This window comes from Paenibacillus hamazuiensis (assembly GCF_023276405.1).
GTDB lineage: Bacteria > Bacillota > Bacilli > Paenibacillales > NBRC-103111 > Paenibacillus_AF > Paenibacillus_AF hamazuiensis.
In genome coordinates this window covers 5264837-5286521 of the sequence record NZ_JALRMO010000001.1, presented here as the reverse complement: position 1 = coordinate 5286521, position 21685 = coordinate 5264837, and the positions used below count along the sequence as shown (strand labels likewise).

Annotated in this window: 19 protein-coding genes and 1 other annotated feature; of the genes, 14 read left to right on the top strand and 5 right to left on the bottom strand. The window is 54.5% G+C overall.

The window, feature by feature from the left end; all coding sequences use genetic code 11:
* Window positions 1–19: 19 nt before the first annotated feature.
* Window positions 20–985 carry a class 1b ribonucleoside-diphosphate reductase subunit beta gene (gene nrdF / locus MYS68_RS22880; protein WP_248928077.1) on the top strand — a complete coding sequence of 322 codons (966 nt, stop codon included), beginning with the start codon at window positions 20–22 and terminating at the stop codon, window positions 983–985.
* 143 nt (window positions 986–1128) lie between these two features.
* Here nrdF and ymzB read toward each other — a convergent pair whose 3' ends face one another.
* Window positions 1129–1494 (bottom strand): protein YmzB, encoded by a 366-nt coding sequence (gene ymzB / locus MYS68_RS22875; RefSeq protein WP_248928076.1) that lies wholly within the window; start codon window positions 1492–1494, stop codon window positions 1129–1131.
* Between the two features lie 527 nt (window positions 1495–2021).
* On the opposite strand from ymzB, the gene MYS68_RS22870 reads away from it, so the two are divergent.
* The 7 genes from MYS68_RS22870 to MYS68_RS22840 all read left to right on the top strand — a co-directional run bounded on the left by MYS68_RS22870 (window position 2022) and on the right by MYS68_RS22840 (window position 10464).
* Window positions 2022–4163, top strand: coding sequence for an endonuclease MutS2 (locus MYS68_RS22870; protein WP_248928075.1), 2142 nt, complete (start codon window positions 2022–2024; stop codon window positions 4161–4163).
* Between the two features lie 1006 nt (window positions 4164–5169).
* Entirely contained in the window at window positions 5170–6759 is a 1590-nt protein-coding gene (locus MYS68_RS22865) for a spore germination protein (protein WP_248928074.1), read from the top strand.
* A 28-nt stretch (window positions 6760–6787) separates the two neighbouring features.
* Window positions 6788–7510, top strand: a complete 723-nt coding sequence (locus MYS68_RS22860; protein ID WP_248928073.1) for a Ger(x)C family spore germination protein — start codon at window positions 6788–6790, stop codon at window positions 7508–7510.
* The gene (locus tag MYS68_RS22855) at window positions 7495–7998 is read left to right on the top strand and encodes a Ger(x)C family spore germination C-terminal domain-containing protein (RefSeq protein ID WP_248928072.1); all 504 of its coding nucleotides are present in this window, start codon (window positions 7495–7497) and stop codon (window positions 7996–7998) included. The genes MYS68_RS22860 and MYS68_RS22855 overlap by 16 nt, the downstream gene beginning before the upstream one ends.
* A gap of 6 nt (window positions 7999–8004) precedes the next feature.
* A complete protein-coding gene (locus MYS68_RS22850) occupies window positions 8005–8238 on the top strand; it encodes a hypothetical protein (RefSeq protein WP_248928071.1) in 234 nt (77 codons plus the stop codon).
* A gap of 15 nt (window positions 8239–8253) precedes the next feature.
* The gene (locus tag MYS68_RS22845) at window positions 8254–9342 is read left to right on the top strand and encodes a GerAB/ArcD/ProY family transporter (RefSeq protein WP_248928070.1); all 1089 of its coding nucleotides are present in this window, start codon (window positions 8254–8256) and stop codon (window positions 9340–9342) included.
* Between the two features lie 6 nt (window positions 9343–9348).
* Window positions 9349–10464: a GerAB/ArcD/ProY family transporter gene (locus MYS68_RS22840; protein ID WP_248928069.1), complete on the top strand. Its 1116-nt coding sequence runs from the start codon at window positions 9349–9351 to the stop codon at window positions 10462–10464.
* Between the two features lie 25 nt (window positions 10465–10489).
* Here MYS68_RS22840 and MYS68_RS22835 read toward each other — a convergent pair whose 3' ends face one another.
* Window positions 10490–11428 (bottom strand): TIGR03943 family putative permease subunit, encoded by a 939-nt coding sequence (locus MYS68_RS22835; RefSeq protein ID WP_248928068.1) that lies wholly within the window; start codon window positions 11426–11428, stop codon window positions 10490–10492.
* 18 nt (window positions 11429–11446) lie between these two features.
* On the bottom strand, window positions 11447–12577 hold the full coding sequence (locus MYS68_RS22830; protein WP_248928067.1) for a permease: 1131 nt from the start codon (window positions 12575–12577) through the stop codon (window positions 11447–11449).
* A gap of 583 nt (window positions 12578–13160) precedes the next feature.
* Here MYS68_RS22830 and MYS68_RS22825 point away from each other — a divergent pair.
* Together MYS68_RS22825 and trpS are read left to right on the top strand one after the other, a co-directional pair.
* Window positions 13161–13841 carry an endonuclease domain-containing protein gene (locus tag MYS68_RS22825; protein WP_248928066.1) on the top strand — a complete coding sequence of 227 codons (681 nt, stop codon included), beginning with the start codon at window positions 13161–13163 and terminating at the stop codon, window positions 13839–13841.
* 74 nt (window positions 13842–13915) lie between these two features.
* Window positions 13916–14146: a binding site (T-box leader), on the top strand.
* A 49-nt stretch (window positions 14147–14195) separates the two neighbouring features.
* A complete protein-coding gene (gene trpS, locus MYS68_RS22820; protein WP_248928065.1) occupies window positions 14196–15179 on the top strand; it encodes a tryptophan--tRNA ligase in 984 nt (327 codons plus the stop codon).
* Here trpS and MYS68_RS22815 read toward each other — a convergent pair.
* Window positions 15176–15352: a DUF5325 family protein gene (locus MYS68_RS22815; RefSeq protein ID WP_248928064.1), complete on the bottom strand. Its 177-nt coding sequence runs from the start codon at window positions 15350–15352 to the stop codon at window positions 15176–15178. The two genes, trpS and MYS68_RS22815, sit on opposite strands and share 4 nt — an antisense overlap.
* Before the next feature lie 141 nt (window positions 15353–15493).
* On the opposite strand from MYS68_RS22815, the gene MYS68_RS22810 reads away from it, so the two are divergent.
* Window positions 15494–15721 carry an alpha/beta-type small acid-soluble spore protein gene (locus MYS68_RS22810; protein ID WP_248928063.1) on the top strand — a complete coding sequence of 76 codons (228 nt, stop codon included), beginning with the start codon at window positions 15494–15496 and terminating at the stop codon, window positions 15719–15721.
* 371 nt (window positions 15722–16092) lie between these two features.
* On the opposite strand, the gene MYS68_RS22805 is transcribed toward MYS68_RS22810, so the two are convergent.
* The gene (locus MYS68_RS22805; RefSeq protein WP_248928062.1) at window positions 16093–17079 is read right to left on the bottom strand and encodes a metal-dependent hydrolase; all 987 of its coding nucleotides are present in this window, start codon (window positions 17077–17079) and stop codon (window positions 16093–16095) included.
* 113 nt (window positions 17080–17192) lie between these two features.
* Here MYS68_RS22805 and MYS68_RS22800 point away from each other — a divergent pair, with 113 nt between their 5' ends.
* From MYS68_RS22800 to MYS68_RS22790, 3 genes are all read left to right on the top strand, one after another.
* On the top strand, window positions 17193–17492 hold the full coding sequence (locus tag MYS68_RS22800) for a hypothetical protein (RefSeq protein WP_248928061.1): 300 nt from the start codon (window positions 17193–17195) through the stop codon (window positions 17490–17492).
* A 123-nt stretch (window positions 17493–17615) separates the two neighbouring features.
* A complete protein-coding gene (locus MYS68_RS22795) occupies window positions 17616–19475 on the top strand; it encodes an ABC transporter ATP-binding protein (protein ID WP_248928060.1) in 1860 nt (619 codons plus the stop codon).
* Window positions 19472–21589, top strand: a complete 2118-nt coding sequence (locus tag MYS68_RS22790; protein WP_248928059.1) for an ABC transporter ATP-binding protein — start codon at window positions 19472–19474, stop codon at window positions 21587–21589. Before MYS68_RS22795 ends, MYS68_RS22790 begins: the two co-directional genes overlap by 4 nt.
* Window positions 21590–21685: the final 96 nt, after the last annotated feature.

The following is a 21685-nucleotide window of genomic DNA, read 5'->3' as shown; positions in this document are numbered from 1 at the left end:
AGAAATGGGAGAGACAAGGATGAGTTCTTGGAAAGCTGTGAATTGGAACCGCCCGGACGACGATTTTTCGATCACGTTCTGGAATCAAAATATTATGCAGTTTTGGACGGACGAGGAAATTCCGCTCTCCGACGACAAGATGTCGTGGCTGACTTTGAGTGAGGCTGAGCGAGAATTATACATGAAGGTGCTCGGAGGGCTGACGCTGCTCGATACGGTGCAGGGCGGAGTCGGCATGCCGAAAATACTCGAGCATGTGGAAGGGCTGCAGCGCAAGGCGGTGCTCGGGTTTATGGGCATGATGGAGCAGATCCATGCGAAATCGTACAGCAGCATTTTTACAACGCTGGCGACGACCGAAGAAATCGACAGCGTCTTTCGCTGGGTCGAAAACAACCGCTTCCTGCAGATCAAGGCGGAGACGATATCGCAGTATTACAACGGCATCGAAACGCGCAAGGACTTGTATTTGGCGATGGCGGCGTCGGTGTTGCTGGAAAGCTACCTGTTTTACAGCGGCTTTTTTTATCCGCTGTATTTGGCCGGGCAGGGCAAAATGACAAGCAGCGGCGAAATCATCGACCTTATTTTGCGCGATGAAAGCATTCACGGGCTGTATGTCGGCCTGCTTGCTCAAGAAGTGTATGCGCAGCTGGAGCCGGATGAGCAGCAGGCGGCTTACGAGACGCTCTGCGGTCTTCTCCGTTACTTGCACAGCAACGAAGAGCAGTACACGGAGGAGCTGTATACCGCCATCGGGCTTGCGGACGAGGTGAAGGCTTTTCTGCGCTATAACGCGAACAAAGCGATGATGAACCTCGGGCTGGAGCCGCTGTTCCCGGACGAGGAGATCAACCCGATCGTCTTCAACGGCATCAGCACGCGGACGAAGCAGCACGATTTCTTTTCCAAGAAAGGGAACGGGTACGTTCGCACCATTCATGTCGAGCCGCTGAAGGACAGCGATTTTCAGTTCGATTTTTAATTACACGTTTTCAAGAGTGGCCGGAGGGGTACAGCCCCCCTCGAAAAAATGGATTCGTCCGTTGTTTGGGTCGCTCAATAAGATAGCCGCCGGGAATCGGCGGCTTTTTGTCTTTGTCGCGGCGATGGTGAACCGCGCGCCGCTTAATGCACGAGCTGCTGTGACTGCGGCGCTTGCGGCGTAATGATATAGCTGGCGCGGTCGGTCGTGATGCGCAAGCTTTGGCCGTCCGCCTGGCTGTGCCAATGGCCGTCCAGCGGAATTTCGAAGACGCCGTTCGGGAGCGGCACGTCGCCTCCGTCGCTTGTGACGGTGCCGTCTCCGTGCAGGCGCAGCGCGGAGCTTGCGACGTAGTCGTCCGGGTCGCTTCGCTCGCTGCGGGCAAATACGGCGTTTTCCAGCGTCAGGCGAACTTCGTCGACGTCGTCCTGTTCTTTTTTCACGATATGTACGGGGCGGTTGCGGCAAGTCTCCAGCCACTGGGCGAGCTGTTCGGTTGAGTTCTGCATGATTTGCTGCCTCCTTGCGTCATTCTTGCAACGTATACCGTTAGGTTATCCCTGCGGAGGGCGGACCAACCATGGATCGGGTTGACAATCGCTTCCAAACCGCATACACTATAACTAATTCATGCTAGGGAGATGTGTTGATGTCCGGGGTCGTTCTTAACTGATCAATTTCATAGGTTGATGCGGAAGCTGCACCGCCTGTCTGTTCGTAAAACGGCAGGTTTGTTAAGTTGTGCGCGGATTCGCATTAACGTGAATTGAGGTTAAGAACAAAACGGTCCATCCGACATGCTCCGGCCATATAGCCAGCAGCCTATCGAACCGTGCTTTCTTAAGCGCGGTTTTTTGCGTTTTCCGGGCGGGGAAGCGCTGTATGCTGCTGCGTAGGGCCTTGGATTGCATGAACATAACGGAAGGTGGCGTTTTTGGCCGTCTTCCGTTTTTTTTGTTTTGCCTGCGAGCGTGTTGAGGTTGTTTTTTTGAACGGCGCTCTGCGCTTGCGCAAATATTTTTCAGGAGGTATCCCCATGAACGAACTTAGCAAACAAAGGCTCGAGTACGAAAAAGTGAAGGAAGTGCTGCATTCTTACTGCATGTCCTACCTCGGCAGAGGTCGGGTCGACATGCTCGAGCCGATGTACGACGCGCGGCTGATCCGCAAGCTGCTTGCGGAAACGGAGGAAGCGAAGCGCATCCTGCGGCATGGCTCCAGCGTACCGCTGCCTGCGCTGGAAGGCATCGAGCCGCTGATGAATCTGCTCGGCAGCGGCTATGTGTATTCCGAGCAAGAGATGTCGCTGTTTGCCCGGCTGCTCGAGAGCATGGCCCAGCTCCGCCGGTTTATGCTGCATAAGCGGGAAGCGGCACCTACGATCGGCGACGTCGCCTCGTCGATGTATGAGCTGGCTTCGCTCAGAAGCGAGCTGGACCGCTGCATCCGGGGCGGCCGGGTAACCGATCAGGCGAGCAAGGAGCTCGCCAAAATCCGCAAGATGATGGCGGTATGCGAGGAGCGGATCAAAAAGAAGCTCGACGCGCTGATGCAGAAGTACCGTCCCTATCTGCAGGATTACGTCGTCAGCAGCCGAAACGGCCGGCATGTGCTTTCGGTGAAAAAAGAGCACCGGAAGATGATCGCCGGGACGGTGCTGGATGAGTCCTCCAGCGGGCAAACAGTGTTTGTCGAGCCGGCCGATCTCGCGGGCCCGCAGCTGGAGCTAAGCGAGCTGAAGAGGGAGGAGGTCCGGGAGGAGGCGAAAGTGCTCAGCATGCTTACGGCGGAGCTGGAAGGGCATGAGCATGAGCTGAAGGTCAATTTGGAGACGATCGGCTATTACGATTTTTTGTTCGCCAAAGCCAAATATGCGCTTTCGCTGGATGCACGCGAGGTGACTGTCAACGAAAACGGAGTGCTGAGGTTTCGTGGCGGCAAGCATCCTTTGCTCGGCAGCAGCGGGGTTCCTCTTGATTTTGCGCTGGGGGAGTCGTACCGTGCGCTGATCATCACCGGTCCCAATACCGGCGGCAAGACGGTTAGTCTGAAAACGGTCGGCTTGCTGAGCTTGATGGTGCAGTCAGGGCTTCAGGTGCCTGTAGAGGAAGGCGGCACTTTCCCGGTTTACGATCGCGTGCTTGCGGATATCGGGGACGGACAGAGCATCGAGCAGTCACTCAGCACGTTTTCCTCGCACATCCGCAATGTGATTGACATTTTGCGGCAGGCCGGCCCCCGTTCGCTTGTGCTGCTCGACGAGTTGGCGACCGGCACGGACCCCGGGGAAGGCGTCGCCTTATCGATCGCCGTGCTGGAGGAGCTGGCGCGGCTGAAGGCCAGCGTCGTGGCGACGACGCATTTTAACGAGATCAAGCGGTTCGCCGCCCAGGCAGAAGGGTTTGAAAACGCGCGGATGGAGTTCGACACGGAGACGCTGCGTCCGCTGTATCGCCTGACCATTGGCGAAGCGGGCAGCAGCTATGCGTTTTATATCGCGCAGAAGCTGGGGATCTCTCCGCGCATTATCGAGAGATCACGGGAGATTGCTGCGCGTGCGCAAAACCGCGAAGCGCCGGTGGAGGCGATTGAGCCTGGAGAAGCCCGGAGGGACGGCGACACTCAGCGCCCCGGTATGCATCCCGGAAGTGCGCAGCCGCCTGACGGGATTTGGCCGGCGCCTGAAGGGAAGCCGGATGAGCGCGGAGCAGTACCCTGGACGTCTAACATGCTAGCGAGCACGGCGCAGCGAGTCAGTTCCGCTGACGACGGACCGCAGCTGTCGGCTTCCCAAAGTTCGGCCCCGCATCTGCCAGGGGCCGCCGATCCCCGCGCATCGCAAAAGCCGCAGGCTGGAGCGGCGCAGCATTCGAGTGCGCGTCCCCAGCCGAAGCTCGAAGTGGGAGACTGCGTATGGATTCACTCGCTGAGGCGCACGGGCATCGTCTGCGAGCGTCCGGATGCGCGGGGCAATGTGCTCGTTCAAATCCAGAAAGAAAAGGTCAAAATCAACATCAAGCGGCTGTCGCTTTACATCGAGCGAAAGCAGCTTTATCCCGGCGACGACTACGACATGAACATCGTTTTCGAATCCAAGGAAAACCGCAAAAAGCAGCATCTGATGCAGCGCAAGCACGCCGAAGGCGTCATGATCGTCAAGCCGCCGGATCAAGAATAGAGCGCGAGCTTTTTGGCCCCGGGTGGGTTATGAACTGCTCGCCGGTGCACTAAGCTTTGGGATGCGAACACGAGATTGTAATGAGGGCTGAGAGGAGGAAAAATCGGCTCTCAGCCAAAAGGACACGCTCCGCCGTCACCCGATAGCGGGAAAAAGCGCTCTCGGGCGGGCCAAGGAGACAAGAAGGTCGAAGAGGAGGGCTGAGAGGAGGAAAAATCGGCTCTCAGCCAAAAGGACACGCTCCGCCGTCGCCCGAGAGCGGGAAAAAGCGCTCTCGGGCGAGCCAAGGAGACAAGAAGGTCGAAGAGGCAGGCTGAGAGGAGGAAGGAAGCACAGCGGCGTAGGTTTGCCCAGCAAAAACCATGCAACAGGCGCGAACACGAGGCAGGCTGACACTCTTTCGGCATCGCGCAAAACGTGTAGCGGTCGGGCATAGGATTTTGGCAAGCAGCACAAAAATCCATGCCCGGCAAATGCGAACCAGAAGCGATTACCGCCTCGATCCAGCCATAGCGGAACTATGATTCGCTAAATCATCTCCATTTCGGATATATTTTTGAAAATTAGCGGAACTCAGATGCCCTATTTGCCCGTTCGCCGGGTACAAACGCCATTTTCCATCGATTTAGCGCATGTCAGTTCCTTTATTTTTTCGATGCACCCATTTTTCCGCAGATAGCGAACGTAGGTTCCGCTATGTTTGCGCTATGTTTATAAGCCGAATAAGCTGGTTTTTCAAACAGCCCGGTCTGTCATTCGGCCCCCGCGGATCCATGCGAACGCGTTGGCCTGGCGACATTGCGCCTGAGCGCTCTAAGAGCTTTGCGAAGCAAAGCCGGTTGCGGAAACTGGGTCCCCCTGCTGGGGACTTGATGGGAAAATAGACGATGGCGCCCATTTTCATTCCCCATTGTGACACTCGGTCATCTTGTTTAAGGGGCTTTCTCCCTGCATACCCATGCCAAATTTTGCACAACTTATACGGTGAACGAAGAGAGGGATGTGCATGGGTAGCTTTGCGAAAACGATAAAACAAATTTTCAAGCGGACTCCCGCCAAGAAAAGAAACTTTCAGCAAGACCAGGCAGCCGCAGTCCGAAAAGAGCCGCTAAAGATTAGCCTTCAGGACAATCTTCAAAAAATCTCCGAAGCTTTCGGGGGCAGCGACGATATCGTCATCAAATCGATACCCGTCGGAAGAAGCGGGGATATCCGGGCGGGTGTGATCTACACGGACGGGCTCGCCGACACCCAGGATATTTTCGAAGCACTGATGCTGAAGGTCAGAGAAGCCGACTTGGATCAGGAGGTCGCTTCCCGGGATCATCCTCTTCGTCTTTTAAAAGACTTTGTGCTGGCTGTCGGAGACGTCAGCGAAGTATCGGATTTCGACGCCTTATACACCGCCGTTTTATCCGGGGATACCGTCATATTGTTGGACGGATATGCCCAAGGCATCATTGCCAGCCTGAGAAAGTGGAGGGACCGCGGAGTGACGGAGCCCTCGGCGCAGACGGTCGTCCGCGGACCGAGGGAAGGATTTTCCGAATCGCTGCGCACCAATACGGCGCTCATCAGACGGAGAATCAAAGATCCGAACCTGTGGCTGGAAACGAAGCCGATCGGCCGCGTGACGCGAACCGATGTATCCGTCATGTACATAAAGGGCATCGTCAACGAAGCGGTATTGCAGGAAGTCAGAAGAAGGCTGAGCCGAATCGATATCGACGGTATATTGGAAAGCGGTTATATCGAGGAGCTGATTCAGGACGAGACGCTTTCCCCGTTCCCAACCATCTTCAATACGGAGAGGCCCGATGCGGTAGCTGCCGCACTGCTCGAAGGCCGTATAGCCATTCTCGTGGACGGTACGCCCTTCGTGCTGCTCGTGCCGGCGCTGTTCGCGCAGTTTTTCCAGGCGAGCGAGGATTATTATCAGCGTTGGGATTTCGCAACGCTTCTGCGCATATTGCGTTATATATCATTTTTCATCGCATTGCTTGCCCCGTCTTTATATATTGCGATCACGACATTCCATCAGGAGCTGCTGCCTCCGCCGCTGCTCATCGGTCTTGCCGCCCAACGGGAGGGGATCCCGTTTCCCGCTTTTATAGAGGCGCTTCTGATGGAGCTGACCTTTGAAATATTGCGGGAAGCCGGCGTGCGCATGCCGAGGGCGATCGGGCAGTCCGTCTCGATTGTAGGCACGCTCGTTATCGGACAAGCGGCGGTAGAGGCCGGGCTCGTTTCGGCCGCAATGGTGATCGTCGTGGCGATCACGGCGATCTCGAACTTTGTGTTTCCCGCCTTTAACATGGGGATCTCGATCCGCATCATCCGCTTCGGATTGATGGGACTGGCCGCTTCCTTCGGCTTGTTCGGCATCACGATAGGACTGGTTGCGATCGTTTTGCATTTATGCAGCTTGCGCTCCTTCGGCATTCCTTACCTGGCGCCGTTTGCGCCGCTCATTCCCGACGATCAGAAGGACACCATTTTTCGCCTGCCGCAATGGGCCCTGTTCTCGCGTCCGCGCTTAATCAGCCAGCAAAATATAATCCGGGAGCAAAACGAACCGACCCCTAAACCGAAATAAAGGAAGCAGCGGAAAGGAGTTGCCGCATATGCTGCGAAATCTCGGACTCTCGATCATGCTCATATTGCTGCTGCTCACGGCAACCGGCTGCTGGAGCCGGATGGAGCTTAACGATATCGCCATCGTGGTCGCGCTGGGAATCGACAAAAAGGACGGGCAATATTCGGTTTCCGTACAGCTTGTAAACCCGAGCGAGGTTTCGGGGAAAAAAACGGGCGGAGGCAAAGGCGCACCGGTAGTTACCCATGTGGCTTCCGACGCAACCATGTTTGAGGCGATACGGAAAATGACGACAAATGCACCCCGAAGGTTGTATTTTTCCCATCTGCGGATGCTGATCCTCAGCGAACAGGTAGCCAAGGAAGGAGTTGCCAAAGCTTTGGATCTGTTGTCCCGGGACCATGAATTCCGTTCGGATTTTTACATCGCCGTGGCTAAAGGGGCCCCTGCCGAGCGAATCCTCGAAATCTATACGGCTCCGATGGAAACGATACCGGCCAACAAAATGTACAAAGCACTGGATACTTCCAGCAAAATATGGGCTTATTCCGGCAAAGTCACCCTGGATGAGCTAATATCGGATATGCTGAGAGTCGGAAGGCAGCCCGTTCTGACCGGAATCGAAATCGTCGGGCAGAGAAATGGAGCCGCCCGTTCCCAGCAAAATATGGAGCGGATTAAACCGTACTCCGTATTACAGTTTTCGAACTTGGCCGTATATTTAATAAAGATAAGTTGGCCGGATGGTTAAATGAAGAAGAAAGCAAGGTCTATAACTACATCCGGGGCGATGTGAGAGGCACGGTGGGTCATCTCTCCTGTCCCGACGGCGGCCTATTAACCGTGGAGGTCATCCGCACGAAAGCGGATATAAAGGGCGCGGTCAAACAAGGGAAGCCGGAAGCAACGATCAATCTTGAGCTCGAGGGTAATATCGCGGATGTCGAATGTCATGTCGATCTGACCAAGCCGGAAACGATTGAGGAGCTCGAGACGAGGTCGGAGAAAGAAATCGAAGAGATGCTCAGACGAACCATTACCAAAGTACAGCAAAAGTTTAAAACCGATATATTCGGTTTTGGAGAAGCGATCCATCGTTCCAGCCCGAAGGAATGGAGCCGAATCAAAGAAGACTGGTCGCGGCAATTTGCCGAACTTCCCGTCCATGTGAAAGTGAAAGTGGAAATTCGGCGCGTAGGTACCGTGACCGACTCGTTTACAAACAGATTGGAGGAGTAGATCCGCATGTGGCCGATAACCGGAATCCTGGCGGTATCCGCGCTGATCGCGTTCATGGAAGTTCCCGCGATGCGCAGGAAAAACATGAAGAAGGAGCTGTGGGTTTTTTTCGCATTGCTGCTTTTGGGAACGGGTCTGAGCATCGCTCAGGTCATGAGGGTCCGCATTCCGAATCCGCTCGATTGGATCGCTTATATTTTCAAGCCGATGAACGACGCCATATTTTCCATTTTAAAGTAAAGGTCGCTGGTGGCTATGGAGCTGGAAAACGGAAAAATCAATATACGTCAATACACGATCCTGGTCAGCATTTTTACAATAGGCAGCTCCGTCCTGGTCGCTCCGTCCGGCCTCGCTCAAGAGGCGGGGGAGGATGCCTGGATTGCGGCTATTTTGGGAATGTGTATTTCCTACTTGTTTATATGGCTTTACAACTTGCTGGGGAGCCGCTTTCCGGATAAAACGCTGCTCGAATACAGCGAGATTTTACTCGGCAAATGGCCGGGTAAAATCGTTTCGCTGCTGTTCATTACTTATTTTTTCATCCTTGCCGTCCTGCTGCTTCGTGAAATCAGCGATTTCGTGACAACCCAGGTCATGCCGGAAACGCCGATCCAAGCTATTCATTTGCTGTATTTGAGTATTGTCGTTATGGGGGCGCGGCTCGGACTCGAGACGTTTACCCGCGCTGCGGAAATCTTTTTTCCATGGGTCATCGTGCTGTTTGCGCTGTTGTCCTTTTTTCTTCTTCCCAAGCTCGAACCGGACAAGATTATGCCGATTCTGGGCGAAGGAATGAAGCCGGTGTTGCGCGGGGCGTTCCATTTTCTGGGCCTGCCTTTCCTTGAGCTTGTCGTTTTTTTAATGATCTTTCCTTATGTGAATAAACCGGGGAGAATCGGCAAGGCGTTTTATACCGGTACGACCGTAGGGGGGATCGTTTTAATTATTACGACTTCCCTCAGCATTCTTGTGCTCGGGACCGATTTTTCGGAGCGGAGCACGTATCCGAGTTATGTGCTCGCCAAAAAAATCAGCATCGGCCATTTCCTGGAGCGGCTCGAAGCCGTTATGGCGGGAATATGGTTTCTTTCGCTTTTTTTCAAATTGACCGTTTGCTTTTATGCATCCGCCTTGGGCCTCGCCCAGACGTTCAAACTCCGGGAATACCGCATGCTGCTCCTTCCTTTGGGCATGATCATGCTGGTCAGCTCCATCTATATGATGCCTGACATAATGTACTTCAAAAGGTTTCTGATAGAGGTGTGGACTCCATATTCTTTGACTTACGGATTGATCCTTCCGCTGCTGATGTTGGCTGTGGCAAAGATTCGGAAAAGGTGAGGCGACATGAATGAGATCAGCAAAATATCGGTCCGGCAGTTTACCATATTGGTTATGTTTTATACGATCGGAACGACGATTCTGGTTATTCCTTCGACTTTGGCCGCCGACGCGAAGCAGGACGCCTGGATCGCGTCAATTGCCGGCGTGGGGCTCGGCATGCTGCTCGTCCTGCTGTACAACAAGATAGGGATGCTGTTTCCCGATAAGACGCTGGTCGAATACAACGAGAAGCTTTTTGGAAAATGGGCCGGAAAAATCGTATCTCTGCCGTTTGTTTTCTTTGGGTTTGTCGGGGCGTCCACACTGCTCTTTTATATGGGAAACTTTATGGTGACGCAGGTCATGCAGGAAACGCCGATTGAATTCATCAACATTTTATTCGCATCGATCGTTCTTCTGGGGCTTCGCCTGGGACTCGAAACGATGGCTCGTTCGGCGGAAATTTTCTTTCCCTGGTTCGTCGCTTTATTTTCCTTGCTTGCCGCGTTCGTTTTCCCTGAGATCCGAATGGAAAACATGGAGCCGGTTTTGGAATCCGGCCTCAAACCGATTGGCGAAGCGGCGATATCGGTTGCAGGCACGGCCTCCCTTCCTTTTATCGTCTTATTCATGATTTTCCCATCTCGGGTAAGCAATCCGGACAAGGCACGAAAAGCGTTTCTGATCGCAACGGGGATCGGAGGACTGTTTATCGTAGCGATCACCTTGCTGACGATCTTGGTTCTGGGAACCGATCTGACGGAAAGACTCGTATATCCCGGCTATGAGCTCGCCCGGAAAATCAACGTAGGCAACTTCGTCGAACGGGTCGAATCGGTGATGGCCGGCATTTGGTTTATGGGTATTTTTTACAAAACGTCGTTTTATCTCTATGCATGTATTGCGGGACTTGCGCAAATGATCGGGATCAAAGACTACCGTCCGCTGGTTTGGCCTTTTGGGATGGTATGGGTCGTATTTTCCTTGGTCGTATATCCCGACGTCGTTTATATGGCGGAATGGGATACCAACGTGTTTATTCCTTACGCTGTGTTCATGGGCCTGCTGATGCCCTTGTTCGTATGGGGAGTTTCTTTGTGCAAAAGGAAATGGAGCAAAAAGAAAAGCCGGATGGGCTGACATCCGGCTTTTTGGCGGGGAACCGTTACGCCCCGAAATCGGGATTCGGGTACGTGTACTGCGTTTTCGGGGCTTCGATTTTCTCGATTTTTTCGATTTTGAGCAGCATGATGTCCATGTCGTTAAAATGCGTCTTCTGCAGCGTTCCGGTCGCCTTCACCCATGTATCGTCCGCAAACGATTTGGCGTTGGCATAATCGGTGAGCACCCCGAACGGGGCGGCGTCCGCGGAGCAGCACTGAATGGCGAAGCGCCCGACGACGAACTGCTTGTCGGTCATCGGCTCCTGGCGGTAAACGAAGCCGGTCAGCTCGAGCTTTTTGCCGATAAATTGGTCCATGTACAGGTCCATCGTGGTTAGCGTTTCAATATACATATTTTCAGGAACGGCGATGACGTCCTTTTTGTATAATTCCCTTGCGTATTTGGCGTAATGCTCCGTAAATTTGTCGTACGGGAACAGCTCATTCAGCTTCTCGTCGGACCATGCGGATGCGCTTGTTCCGCCGGCTTGGCCTGAGGATGCGGGAGGGGCTGCCTCCGCTTCTGTGCGGGGAGCGGAACCGCTGCTTTTGACGGTGCTGGAGCTGCTCAAATTCATCCCTTTTTTTGCGGCAAGGCTGCTTCCCATCGAAGCGTCGGGGAGCACGAAGCCGAGCAGGAGAGGGGCGATGAATGTTCCGTAAATCAACACATTTTTCACGATCGAACGGGAAGGGGTATGATCGTGATCGCAATCGCATTCGGCGGCGGATTTGCCCCGGAAAGAGCGGATGCCGAGATATGCCTGATAAGCGGCTATCACATAAAGCGCCAAGGCCGACCATTTGACGTAATCGACCATGCGGGGGGCGATATAATATAAAATGTTGTCCGATTTGACAAGCTGCGCTATGTATAAAGCAAAGCCGAACAGGATGACGGCTTTTAGCATGTGGTGCAGGCTCAGCATTCGAGCGCTCATTATGTGAATTCACTCCTTCTATAGGAAAAAGATACGTTCGAACAGCAGAGATCCGGCCAGCACGACCACTGAGACGAGCGCGATCAGCCCAAGCACGAATTTCGTGCGGAATGCAGACAGCAGCATGAGGGTGCCCTTGATGTCGAGCATCGGCCCGAATACAAGGAAGGTGAGCAGCGATCCGGCCGAAAACGTCGTCGTGAACGATGAGGCGACAAAGGCGTCGGAGGTGGAACAAAGCGACAGCACGTAGGCGAGCCCCATCATGAACAGGTGAGATGCGATCGGCCCTTGCCCGATGGAGACGAGGCTTTCCCGCGCGACCAGCGTTTGGATGAGCGCCGTAATGCATGCGCCGAAAATCAAATATTTGCCCATATCGAAAAACTCATCCGAAGCGTGTCCGAGTACGCCGAAAAAACGGTTTCCGCGACCGTGTTGGTGTTCATGCGTATGTGTGTGGCCTGCCGCGCTATGATGGTGCGTATGAACGTGGCTGTGGGCATGATGGCTTTGGCGGGAGCCGATCCGCATCGAATGACGATGAGCGCCATGGTCATGATGGCTGTGACTGTGGTGATCGTGTTCATGCGATTCGGCAGCGCCGCGAAGCGGGTTCGATTTGACGAACTTGTACACGATGAGCCCGATGACAACCGCTACGACAAAAGCAAGCCCCATCCGCGAATACGCGATTTCCGGGCGGCTGCGAAACGCCATGAACGTCGAGGCGTAGACGACCGGGTTGATGATCGGCCCGACCAGAATAAAGACAACGGCGACATACAGCGGCATTCCTTTTCTCATCAGGCGGCGGATGACCGGGATCATCCCGCATTCGCACAGCGGGAAGATAAGGCCCATGACGCAGGCGAACAGCACGCCGAGCACCGGGTTTTTCGGGATGAGCCGCTTGATCGTCTGCTCGGAGACGAACATTTGCAGCACAGCCGATACCAGCACCCCCAGCAGCACGAAGGGAAGCGCTTCGAGGATGATGCTGATGAACAGCGTCTTAAACGTCTGCATGCCCGGACTGGTCAGGAAAGAGAGATCGGGCGGATGCTTTTGCGTAAAAATCAAATAAAGCATTACAAGGCAGAGCAGGGCAAGAATGTTCGTAGCCCAGCGCGTGAGTGTCGTTTGCAACAGGCATTCTCCTTTCCCGCGAAGAAAGCATTTTTCGGGGCGCCGGGGGCCGCCGTTTACTTTCTTTAATTATAGCCTATGCCGCAGCGGGAGTATATAGGACAGGTTTGCGCGCATCAGGCGCAGATAAAGGCAGACGCCAGCCGGCGGGCGCAGTTTTCCAACGCTCGCGAATCCAGGGCGCGCGTTTCGGGCTGAACGGCGGTCACTCAAGCCCAACCCTCATTGGCTGGAACCCGGCCGCCCTCCGACGATAGTCCCAAAAGTTGCGCTTATAGCGGCTGTGGGAGCCGGTTTTGGCGTCATAAGCGCAAAAACTTGTTTAATATGCAGAGGGTCCCCCCATTTCGGGTTGTTAGGGGCTGTGATAATACAAGCAACTGCGCTTATACTCAACGAATTGCCGTCCCGGACAAGCGATAATACAACTTTTTGCGTCTATCATCAGTCGTATTGAAGTTTCGGAGCGGCAGTCATTGCACATGAAGTGCTTTATAAGGTAAAATGTGGATATCGTGAAGCACACGCCACCGTACCATGCGAACAACGCATGTCGGTGGCGTTTTTTGTCGGGAGGATGACTATGTTTGAAGAAGCTCATGAACAGTGGATGAAACGACACATCTTAAAACGAAGCGGAGAGCGGCTGCGTCGGCTGAAGGAAGGGCACGGGTACGCGGAAAAACTGTTTTTGCAGCACGTCTGGTGGCCTTCTTTCGGTCATTTGAACGACGATCTTCATCCGGAATACGAAGTGATGGATTTCAGATTCGGCGCATACTTTTTGGATTTTGCCTATATCCCGGCCCAGCCGTTTCCGCGGATAGCGATTGAGATTGACGGCTTCGGCCCGCACGCGAAAAATATAGACCGCAAGCAGTTTGGCGAGCAGCTGAACCGGCAAAATTTTTTGGTCGCGACGGATTGGCGGGTGCTGCGTTTTTCGGTGGACGACGTGAAGGAGCAGCCTTTCCGGTGCAGCCAGTATTTGCAGCTGCTTCTCGGCAAATACTTTACGTACGGGGGCCAGCCGGCCGCCGAGAAGGTGGAACTTGTGGAGAAGGAGCTATTGCGGCTGGCATTGACGATGTCGCGACCCATCAAGTCGACCGATGTGATGAATCATTTCCGGGTAAGCCGGAATACGGCGCATCATTGGCTTAAGAGGCTGGCGGACAAGCAGCTGATTATTCCGCATGGCGGCAGAGGAAGGCGGATCCGTTCATTTTTGCCGAATCGTGAGAATACAGTCGGTATTTTTTAACATGCTATTTTTTCGAAGCCGCATTTGACAAGCCTGAACGGTTTGTTTATCATGTCAATATTAACTGAACATTGCAATTCGCGATGATAGGAAAAAGTAGACGGGAGAGGCCTCCTCAGAGAGCCGGCGGTGCTGTGAGCCGGTGTGCGCTTCCCCGGGTGAATGGGTCCTGGAGCGTTCCGGCTGAAGCTGAAGTAGGCCGGCTCGGAGGCTCTCCGTTACAAGAGCGATAAGGCTTCGCATGCAGGATGAATCCGTGCGGCGCGGAGCGAATTAGGGTGGCACCACGGTCTCTCGTCCCTTGCGGGGAGAGGCCTTTTTTTATTGTTAAAAAAACTGAAGGGATGGATGGTCATGAAAAGGGTATTATCGGGGATTCAGCCGAGCGGACAGCTGACGCTGGGCAATTACATCGGAGCTTTGCGCAATTTCGGCAAGCTGCAGCATACGCATGAATGTTTCTTTATGGTGGTGGACCTGCATGCGGTGACCGTACCGCAGGAGCCGGCGGCGCTGAAGGAGCAATCGGAGGCGGTGGCGGCGTTGTTCATCGCGTCGGGCATCGACCCTGCAAAGTCGAACGTGTTCATGCAATCGCACGTGACCGCTCATGCCGAGCTCGGCTGGCTGCTGACGACGTTGACGTATATGGGTGAGCTGGAGCGCATGACGCAGTTCAAGGATAAATCGTCCGGCAAAGAATCGGTCGGCGCGGGGCTGTTCACTTACCCGTCGCTGATGGCGGCGGATATTTTGCTGTACAACGCGGATCTCGTTCCGGTGGGAGACGACCAGAAGCAGCATCTGGAGCTTACGCGCGATCTGGCGCATCGCTTCAATACCCGTTACGGGCAAACGTTCACGATTCCGGAGCCGTATATTCCACAGGTCGGGGCCCGGATCATGTCGCTCGACGACGCATCCAAAAAGATGAGCAAGAGCAACCCGAATGCGGGCAGCTACATCGCGATGCTCGACGAGCCGGATGTCATCCGCAAAAAAATAAGCCGGGCCGTTACCGATTCGGGGCGTGAAGTGAAGTTCGATCCGCAGGGTAAACCCGAGGTCAGCAACCTGATCAGCATATACGCCCAGTGTGCGGATATGACCGTGCAGGAAGTGGAAGCGATGTATGAAGGGCAAGGCTACGGGCCGTTCAAAAAAGATTTGGCGGAACGCGTCGTTGCCGTCCTGGAGCCGATTCAGCAGCGTTACCGGGACATCCGCGGCTCCGGCGAGCTGCACAGCTTCCTGCGCCAAGGCGCCGAGCGAGCAGCCGCGGCCGCACAGCCTGTCCTTCGTCAGGTGAAGGAAAAAATGGGCTTTCTCGTGTTCTAGTCCTGCCTTTTTCGAAGCTTTGCTTTGGTGATGAAGCCGGCTCCTATGAACAAGATGGAGACGATGGAGAACAGCAGAACAAGCCAAATGGAATGCAGGCTGATGGCGAAGCCGATGCCGGCAAGCAAAGCCGCACCGACGACAGCGAAAAATAATGCTAGACCTTTACTCATGACGGACGCCCTTTCGAATAGGAGTTGCTCGTTTTGAAAAAATTTTTTTCAAAGCGCGCATAACAATTCTCGTGTGAAACATAATAAGTTTGCAAGCTTGCAAATACATCACAGATTGATACCTGAAAGGAGTGCTGAAACATGGGTGCAGGACAATCCCGCAGCAGCAACCAACTGGTAGTACCTCAAGCTAACCAAGCATTGGACCAACTGAAATTTGAAGTAGCTCAGGAACTGGGCATTCAAATTCCTCAAGACGGATACTATGGTTTTATGGCTACTCGCGACACAGGTGCGATCGGTGGTCATATCACTCGCCGTCTGGTGCAAATCGCTGAGCAAACTTTGGCAGGACAAAGCGGTCGTTAATCATTTTTAAGACGGATGCGGATCGCCGCATCAATCAAGACTCAAGGGAGCTGCTCCCTTGAGTCTTTTCTGCGGTTTAGGCCCGCAAAAGAGGCGCGCCGGCGTTTGGCAACGTCAGGCGCGCCTTATTTTATAATAATTTACGAAGTGTGGTGAAAAAAGCGGAAGGGACGGAATCGTGCTGGAGAAGCGAAAGCTTTCGCCTTTGTTCTCGGATTTCTACCGCCAAATGGCGACAGATTTATTATCCTGGGGTCCCCGCAAAGTATTCGGAATAAGCTACGAAGATTATTCTTCACTTTGTGGGGCCAGGGAGCGATCGGAAGCACGATCCGAGACCCGCAGCGACCATTTTCACCACACTTCTCCGCTCAAGAGTACGAATCGACCCGCAGTTTTTTCTCCAGCCGGCTTTCGTTGCGCCAACCTACATACGAATCGAGCGGCTTGTAATCGTGATTCATCAGCAGCACGGCAACGAACGGATACTGCTTGCGGTGGCGGTAGCGGACATCGGCCCAGCGCACCTCGTAGCCCCAGGAATGCTCGCGGTATTCGGCGCAAGAATACTTCGAGTAATACAAAAACGAAGCGATGTCCGGATGCGTCCGCGACGCTTCGACGGCAGGATGGTTCGCGCAGGATACGCGATCGACCCAGCGGATCCGGTTATTGCGGTATTCGCCGAGCTGGAAGGAGCCGTCGGGCTTCGTTTTCACAATTTGCCAATGGTGAAAATGGAACGTCGGCGTCAGCATGTATTTATCTCCGGGCTCGTAGGTCGTATCCTTGATCGGCAGGTTTTTTTCCAAAATGTAATGGTACACGGTCCGCCAAATATAATAAATGGCGATCACCCCGTACAGGATCGGGAAAATCGTCTGCGGTTCGCCCAGGTGAAAAGACCACATAAAAATAGCGATGACGTGGGACATGAAAATGAACGGGTCAAAAATGTGTATAATATTCCATGATATCCATTTTTCCGTGATCGGCCTTAGCGCCTGTGTCCCGTAGGTGTTGAACAAGTCGGTAAACACGTGGAAGGCGACGGCGATGAACACCCACAGCGCGACGTGGCCGATCGGCAAAGGCCCGAAAAGAGCGGATAACAGAAGCGTGATAAGGATCGTCCAAATCGCGAGCGCCGGCAGCGAGTGCGAGGCTCCGCGGTGGTTTTTGATGTAGGCGGCATTGCCTTTAAAACGAAGCAGAGTATCCGCGTCCGGTGCCTGCGAACCGAGCACGGTGCCGATCAGTACCGCGGTGGTAAAAGTATGATCCGCTGCGATAACCGGATCGACGTAAGCCAGACCCGCGAGGCCGAGGCCGATCACCAGGTGAGTTCCGCTGTCCATGAAGTTCCTCCTAAAGCATGAGCTTTTCCAGTGAAGTTCCTTAATACATTATGCACATTTATATCCATAGTTTATCATGTTCGTGGGGAAAATAAAGCGAAGGAGCGCAAAAAGTGAATAAAGTTTTTGTCGAATACAAAGTGAAAACTGAGGAACGGCAACGGTTTTTGAGCTGGGCGGAACGTTTGACCGCGTCCGAAAAAAGGGTGTCCGTCTACGAAGGCGCCGATCAGCCGAACCTGTTCGTCGAGCTGTGGGAAAATATCGATTATGCGGAATATGAGGAGATGAAGGCGCAGCGGACCGGCGATGCCGCACAAGTCAGTCGTTTTTCCGATCTGACCGCTTTGTCGGACTTTGTGGAAGGGGGAAAAGCGAAAATACATATTTGGTATTTTCGAAAAGTCAAATAGTCCATGTTTTGCGACAACTTCATCCATGGCATCTTTTGCCGACTAGTTGTAACCTTACTATAGCTTCCAAAGCTATAAGCGTCTTTTCGGGTTTTGCGCCGGAAGTGACAAGGGGGTCCTTGGATGGAGAGAAACGATATTTTTCGCAGCCACGTATCGCAGCACAAGTGGCAGTATGCAGCGGGCTTTGCATTATTGTCCATATCCAGCTTGACGCAGCTGCTCATTCCGTGGCTGCTCGGCCGGTTCACCGATCAGCTTCAGGCGGGTGCGATGAACTATGAGAATGCGATTCGTTACGGCATATGGATGATTTTGATCGGGTTCGGCGTCGCTTTTTTTCGCTCAACCAGCCGGATATACATATTTCGGCTGTCCCGCATGCTGGAAATGCGAATTCGCGGAGAATTGTTTCAGCACTGGGAGAGGCTGTCGGCCACCTATTTCAACAATCAGCGGATCGGGGATTTGATGTCGCACGCGATCAGCGATGTCGGCGTCATCCGCGAGGTGACGATGCAGGGGTATTACAACGTTCTGGAAGCATTCGTGCTGATCACGATTTCGGTCGTGGCGATGGTCACTTCCGTCAATCCGTGGCTTACGCTGCTTACGATGCTGCCGCTGCCTTTTCTCAGCCTGATCGCATACCGGTTTAATAAAAAAATCTTGAAGCAGTCTTCCGACATGCAGCAGGCGATCAGCGACCTGACAAGCCGGGTGCAGGAATTCACAGCAGGCATCCGCGTCGTGAAAGCGTTTGTACAGGAGAAACATGAGCGGGAATTGTTTACAAAAGACAACGAAAACGCGGTGCTCATGAACCGCCGGTTCGTCCGCTCGAACTCGATGTTCGGCGCGCTCAGCAGCGGTATCGTCGGCATCAGCTTTCTCGTCTCCGTCATTCTTGGCGGAACGATGGTGCTGAAGGGAACGATTACCCTCGGCGAGTTCGTTGCTTTTAATACGTATTTGTCCCTCCTGATGGGCCCGATCGAAAACCTCGGCAAAGTCGTCAACCAGCTGCAGCGCGGCTGGGCGTCCGAAGCCCGGCTGATGGAAATTTTCCGCACGAAGCCGGACGTGGTGGACGATATGGTCGCCGATCAGGCGATCGACGAAATCGGCGGCGACATCGAGATCCGGAACTTGACGTTTTCGTACCCGGAGGCGGACCGCCCGACGCTGCAAAACGTCTCGCTCAAGGTGCCGAAGGGCTCCAGCCTGGCGATTGTCGGGCGAGTCGGCAGCGGCAAGAGCACGCTCGTCCATCTGCTTGTCCGGCTGTACAACCCGCCGAAGGGGACGATGTTTATCGACGGGCACGACATTCATGAGATTCCTTTGAAAACGCTGCGCACCCAGGTCGGCATCGTGCCGCAGGACCAGTTTCTGTTCTCCTCCACGATCCGCGACAATATCGGGTTCGATCCGCAGCCGTATACGACGGAGCAAATCGAAGAGGCGGCGAAAATCGCCCAGGTGTACGACAACATCGTCGAGTTTCCGAATCAGTTCGATACGGCGCTCGGCGAACGCGGCATTTCGCTGTCCGGCGGCCAGCGCCAGCGCGTGAGCATTGCCCGGGCAATTATCAAGCGGCCGTCGATTCTGATTTTCGACGACAGCTTGTCGGCGGTGGATACGATTACCGAGGATCTGATTTTGGAAGGGCTGAAGACGGTCATGCACCAGCGGACAACGATCATCATCGGACACCGGATTTCTTCGGTGCAGTCGGCGGATCAGATCGTCGTGATGGACGAAGGCCGCATAGTCGAGAGAGGCACGCACGAGCAGCTTCTCCAGGTGAACGGCATCTATGCGGACATGTACCATAAGCAGCTGCTGGACCAGGAAGCGGAGCGGCAGGAAGGGCACGATCATGAGAGAGCCCGGCTGCAGCCGGAAGCGGGCGCATTTGGCGGCAAATTTGCAGGCGGCGGTGCCGCTGCGAAACTGTCGGGAGGTGCCGGAGCATGAACATCCATGCCGAAAAGGAATTTAAAGCGGGCAAGGATTCGCAGATGATCGCCCGCCTGATGGGTTTTGCGAAGCCGTATTGGAAAATGATCGTGCTGTGCATCGCCCTTGCTTTTGTCATCGTGATCGCCGATTTGGCCAGGCCTTATATTTTGAAGGTCGCCATCGACGAGAACATCAACGGACTGACTCGGCCGATGATTGCCGTGCCGAAGCAGGAGGCGGGCAAGCTGTCCGGAATCGGGCCGGTCGTGGAGTGGCAGGACAAGACGTATGTGCGGCTCACCCCGGCGGAAGCGGAAAGCCAAGCTGCGGCGCTGTCAGGCGCGAAGGCGGAAAAGCGGCAGCTCGTGGAAGCGGGCGGAGCCGTCTGGATGATCGACGGCTGGCTTCCGCCGCAGCATGAAGAAGCCGAGCTGAAGCAGGAGAGCGGCTCCGCGAGCATCGTTTCCGGCGGGCACAGCTTCAAGGCGGTGCAGCTTGATCCGGCGGCTCTCGGCAGCTTCAAGCAGCAGGACTACACCGGGCTGCTGCGGCTCGGCGGCATGTTCCTTACGGCCGTCGTCGCGGCCTCGCTGCTGAACTACCTGCAAAGCAATCTGCTGCAGTACACGGGGCAGACGATTATTTTCAACATCCGGCAAATGCTGTTCACGCACCTCAGCCGCATGTCGATGTCGTATTTCGACCGCAATCCGGTCGGCCGTCTGGTCGTCCGCGTGACGCAGGATACGGAGGCGCTGAACCAGTTTTTCTCCCAGGTCATCGTCAACCTGTTCAAGGATATTATCGTGCTCGTCGGCATTATCGCCGTCATGCTGCACATGAGCCTCAAGCTGGCGCTTTTGTCGATGGCGGTGCTGCCGATTTTGTTCGGGCTTACGTTCTGGTACCGCAAGGCGCAAAGGCAGGCGCAGCGCGTCGCCCGGACGATTTTGTCGAGACTGAACGCATTTCTCGCGGAAAACTTGTCCGGCATCCGCATCACGCAGCTGTTCACCCGCGAGGAGCGCCAATGGGAGCAATTCGATTACCATAACTCGGAGTACTACCGCGCGGGGATGCGCGGCACGACGATCAACTCGATTTTTCAGCCGGCGATCGGCTTTATCGGCAACCTGTCCATCGCGCTGCTGCTCTGGTACGGCGGTGCGAGTGTGATCGACGGCAGCATCACGTTCGGTATCGTATACGCGTTCACGCATTATGTGCGCCAGTTTTTCCAGCCGCTGCAAAGCCTGGCGGAAAAATATAACCAGATCCAGACCGCGATGGTCGGGGCGGAGCGCATTTTCGATACGCTGGACGAGAAGGCGTCGATCGTCGATCCCGATAAGCCGGTGCGTCTGCCATCGCAGATCCGCGGAGAAATCGAATTCGACCACGTGTGGTTCGCTTATAACGAAGGCGAGTGGGTGCTGAAGGATGTCAGCTTTACGATCCGGCCGGGGCAGACAGTTGCCTTCGTCGGGGCGACGGGAGCGGGCAAAAGCTCGATCATCCAGCTCATCAACCGCTTTTACGATATTCAGAAGGGAAGCATCCGTCTGGACGGAGTCGATATCCGCGACATTCCGCTGGATGAGCTGCGCCGCACCATCGGCATCGTGCAGCAGGATGTGTTCCTGTTCACCGGCGACATCCTGTCGAACATCCGGCTCAACAATCAAGACATCACCGACGAGCAGGTATATGAAGCGGCCCGCATGGTGCATATGGACGAATTTGTCCGCGGGCTGCCGGAAGGATACCGGACGCTGCTTGGCGAACGCGGCATCAACCTGTCGCTCGGTCAGCGACAGCTCCTTTCGTTCGCCCGCGCGATCGCGTTCCGGCCGCAAATTCTCATTCTTGACGAAGCGACGTCCAACATCGACACGGAAACGGAGTTTGTCGTGCAAGATGCGCTGCATACGATTTCGGAAGGGCGCACGACGCTGATCGTCGCGCACCGGCTGTCGACGATTCAGCACGCCGACCAGATCGTCGTCATGCACAAAGGCAAGGTGCGCGAGATCGGCAACCACTTCCAGCTGCTGGCGCAGCGGGGGTATTACCATCGGTTGTACGAGCTGCAGTACAAGGAGCAGGGATCGATGCGGACGGCGAGATAGGGTGCGAGGGGCTGCGTTGTAGTAGTGTGTGAGCGTGATTATTGAGAAAAAATGTGACTATGCATAAAAAATAAATATGCATCGAAGACGCGCTTC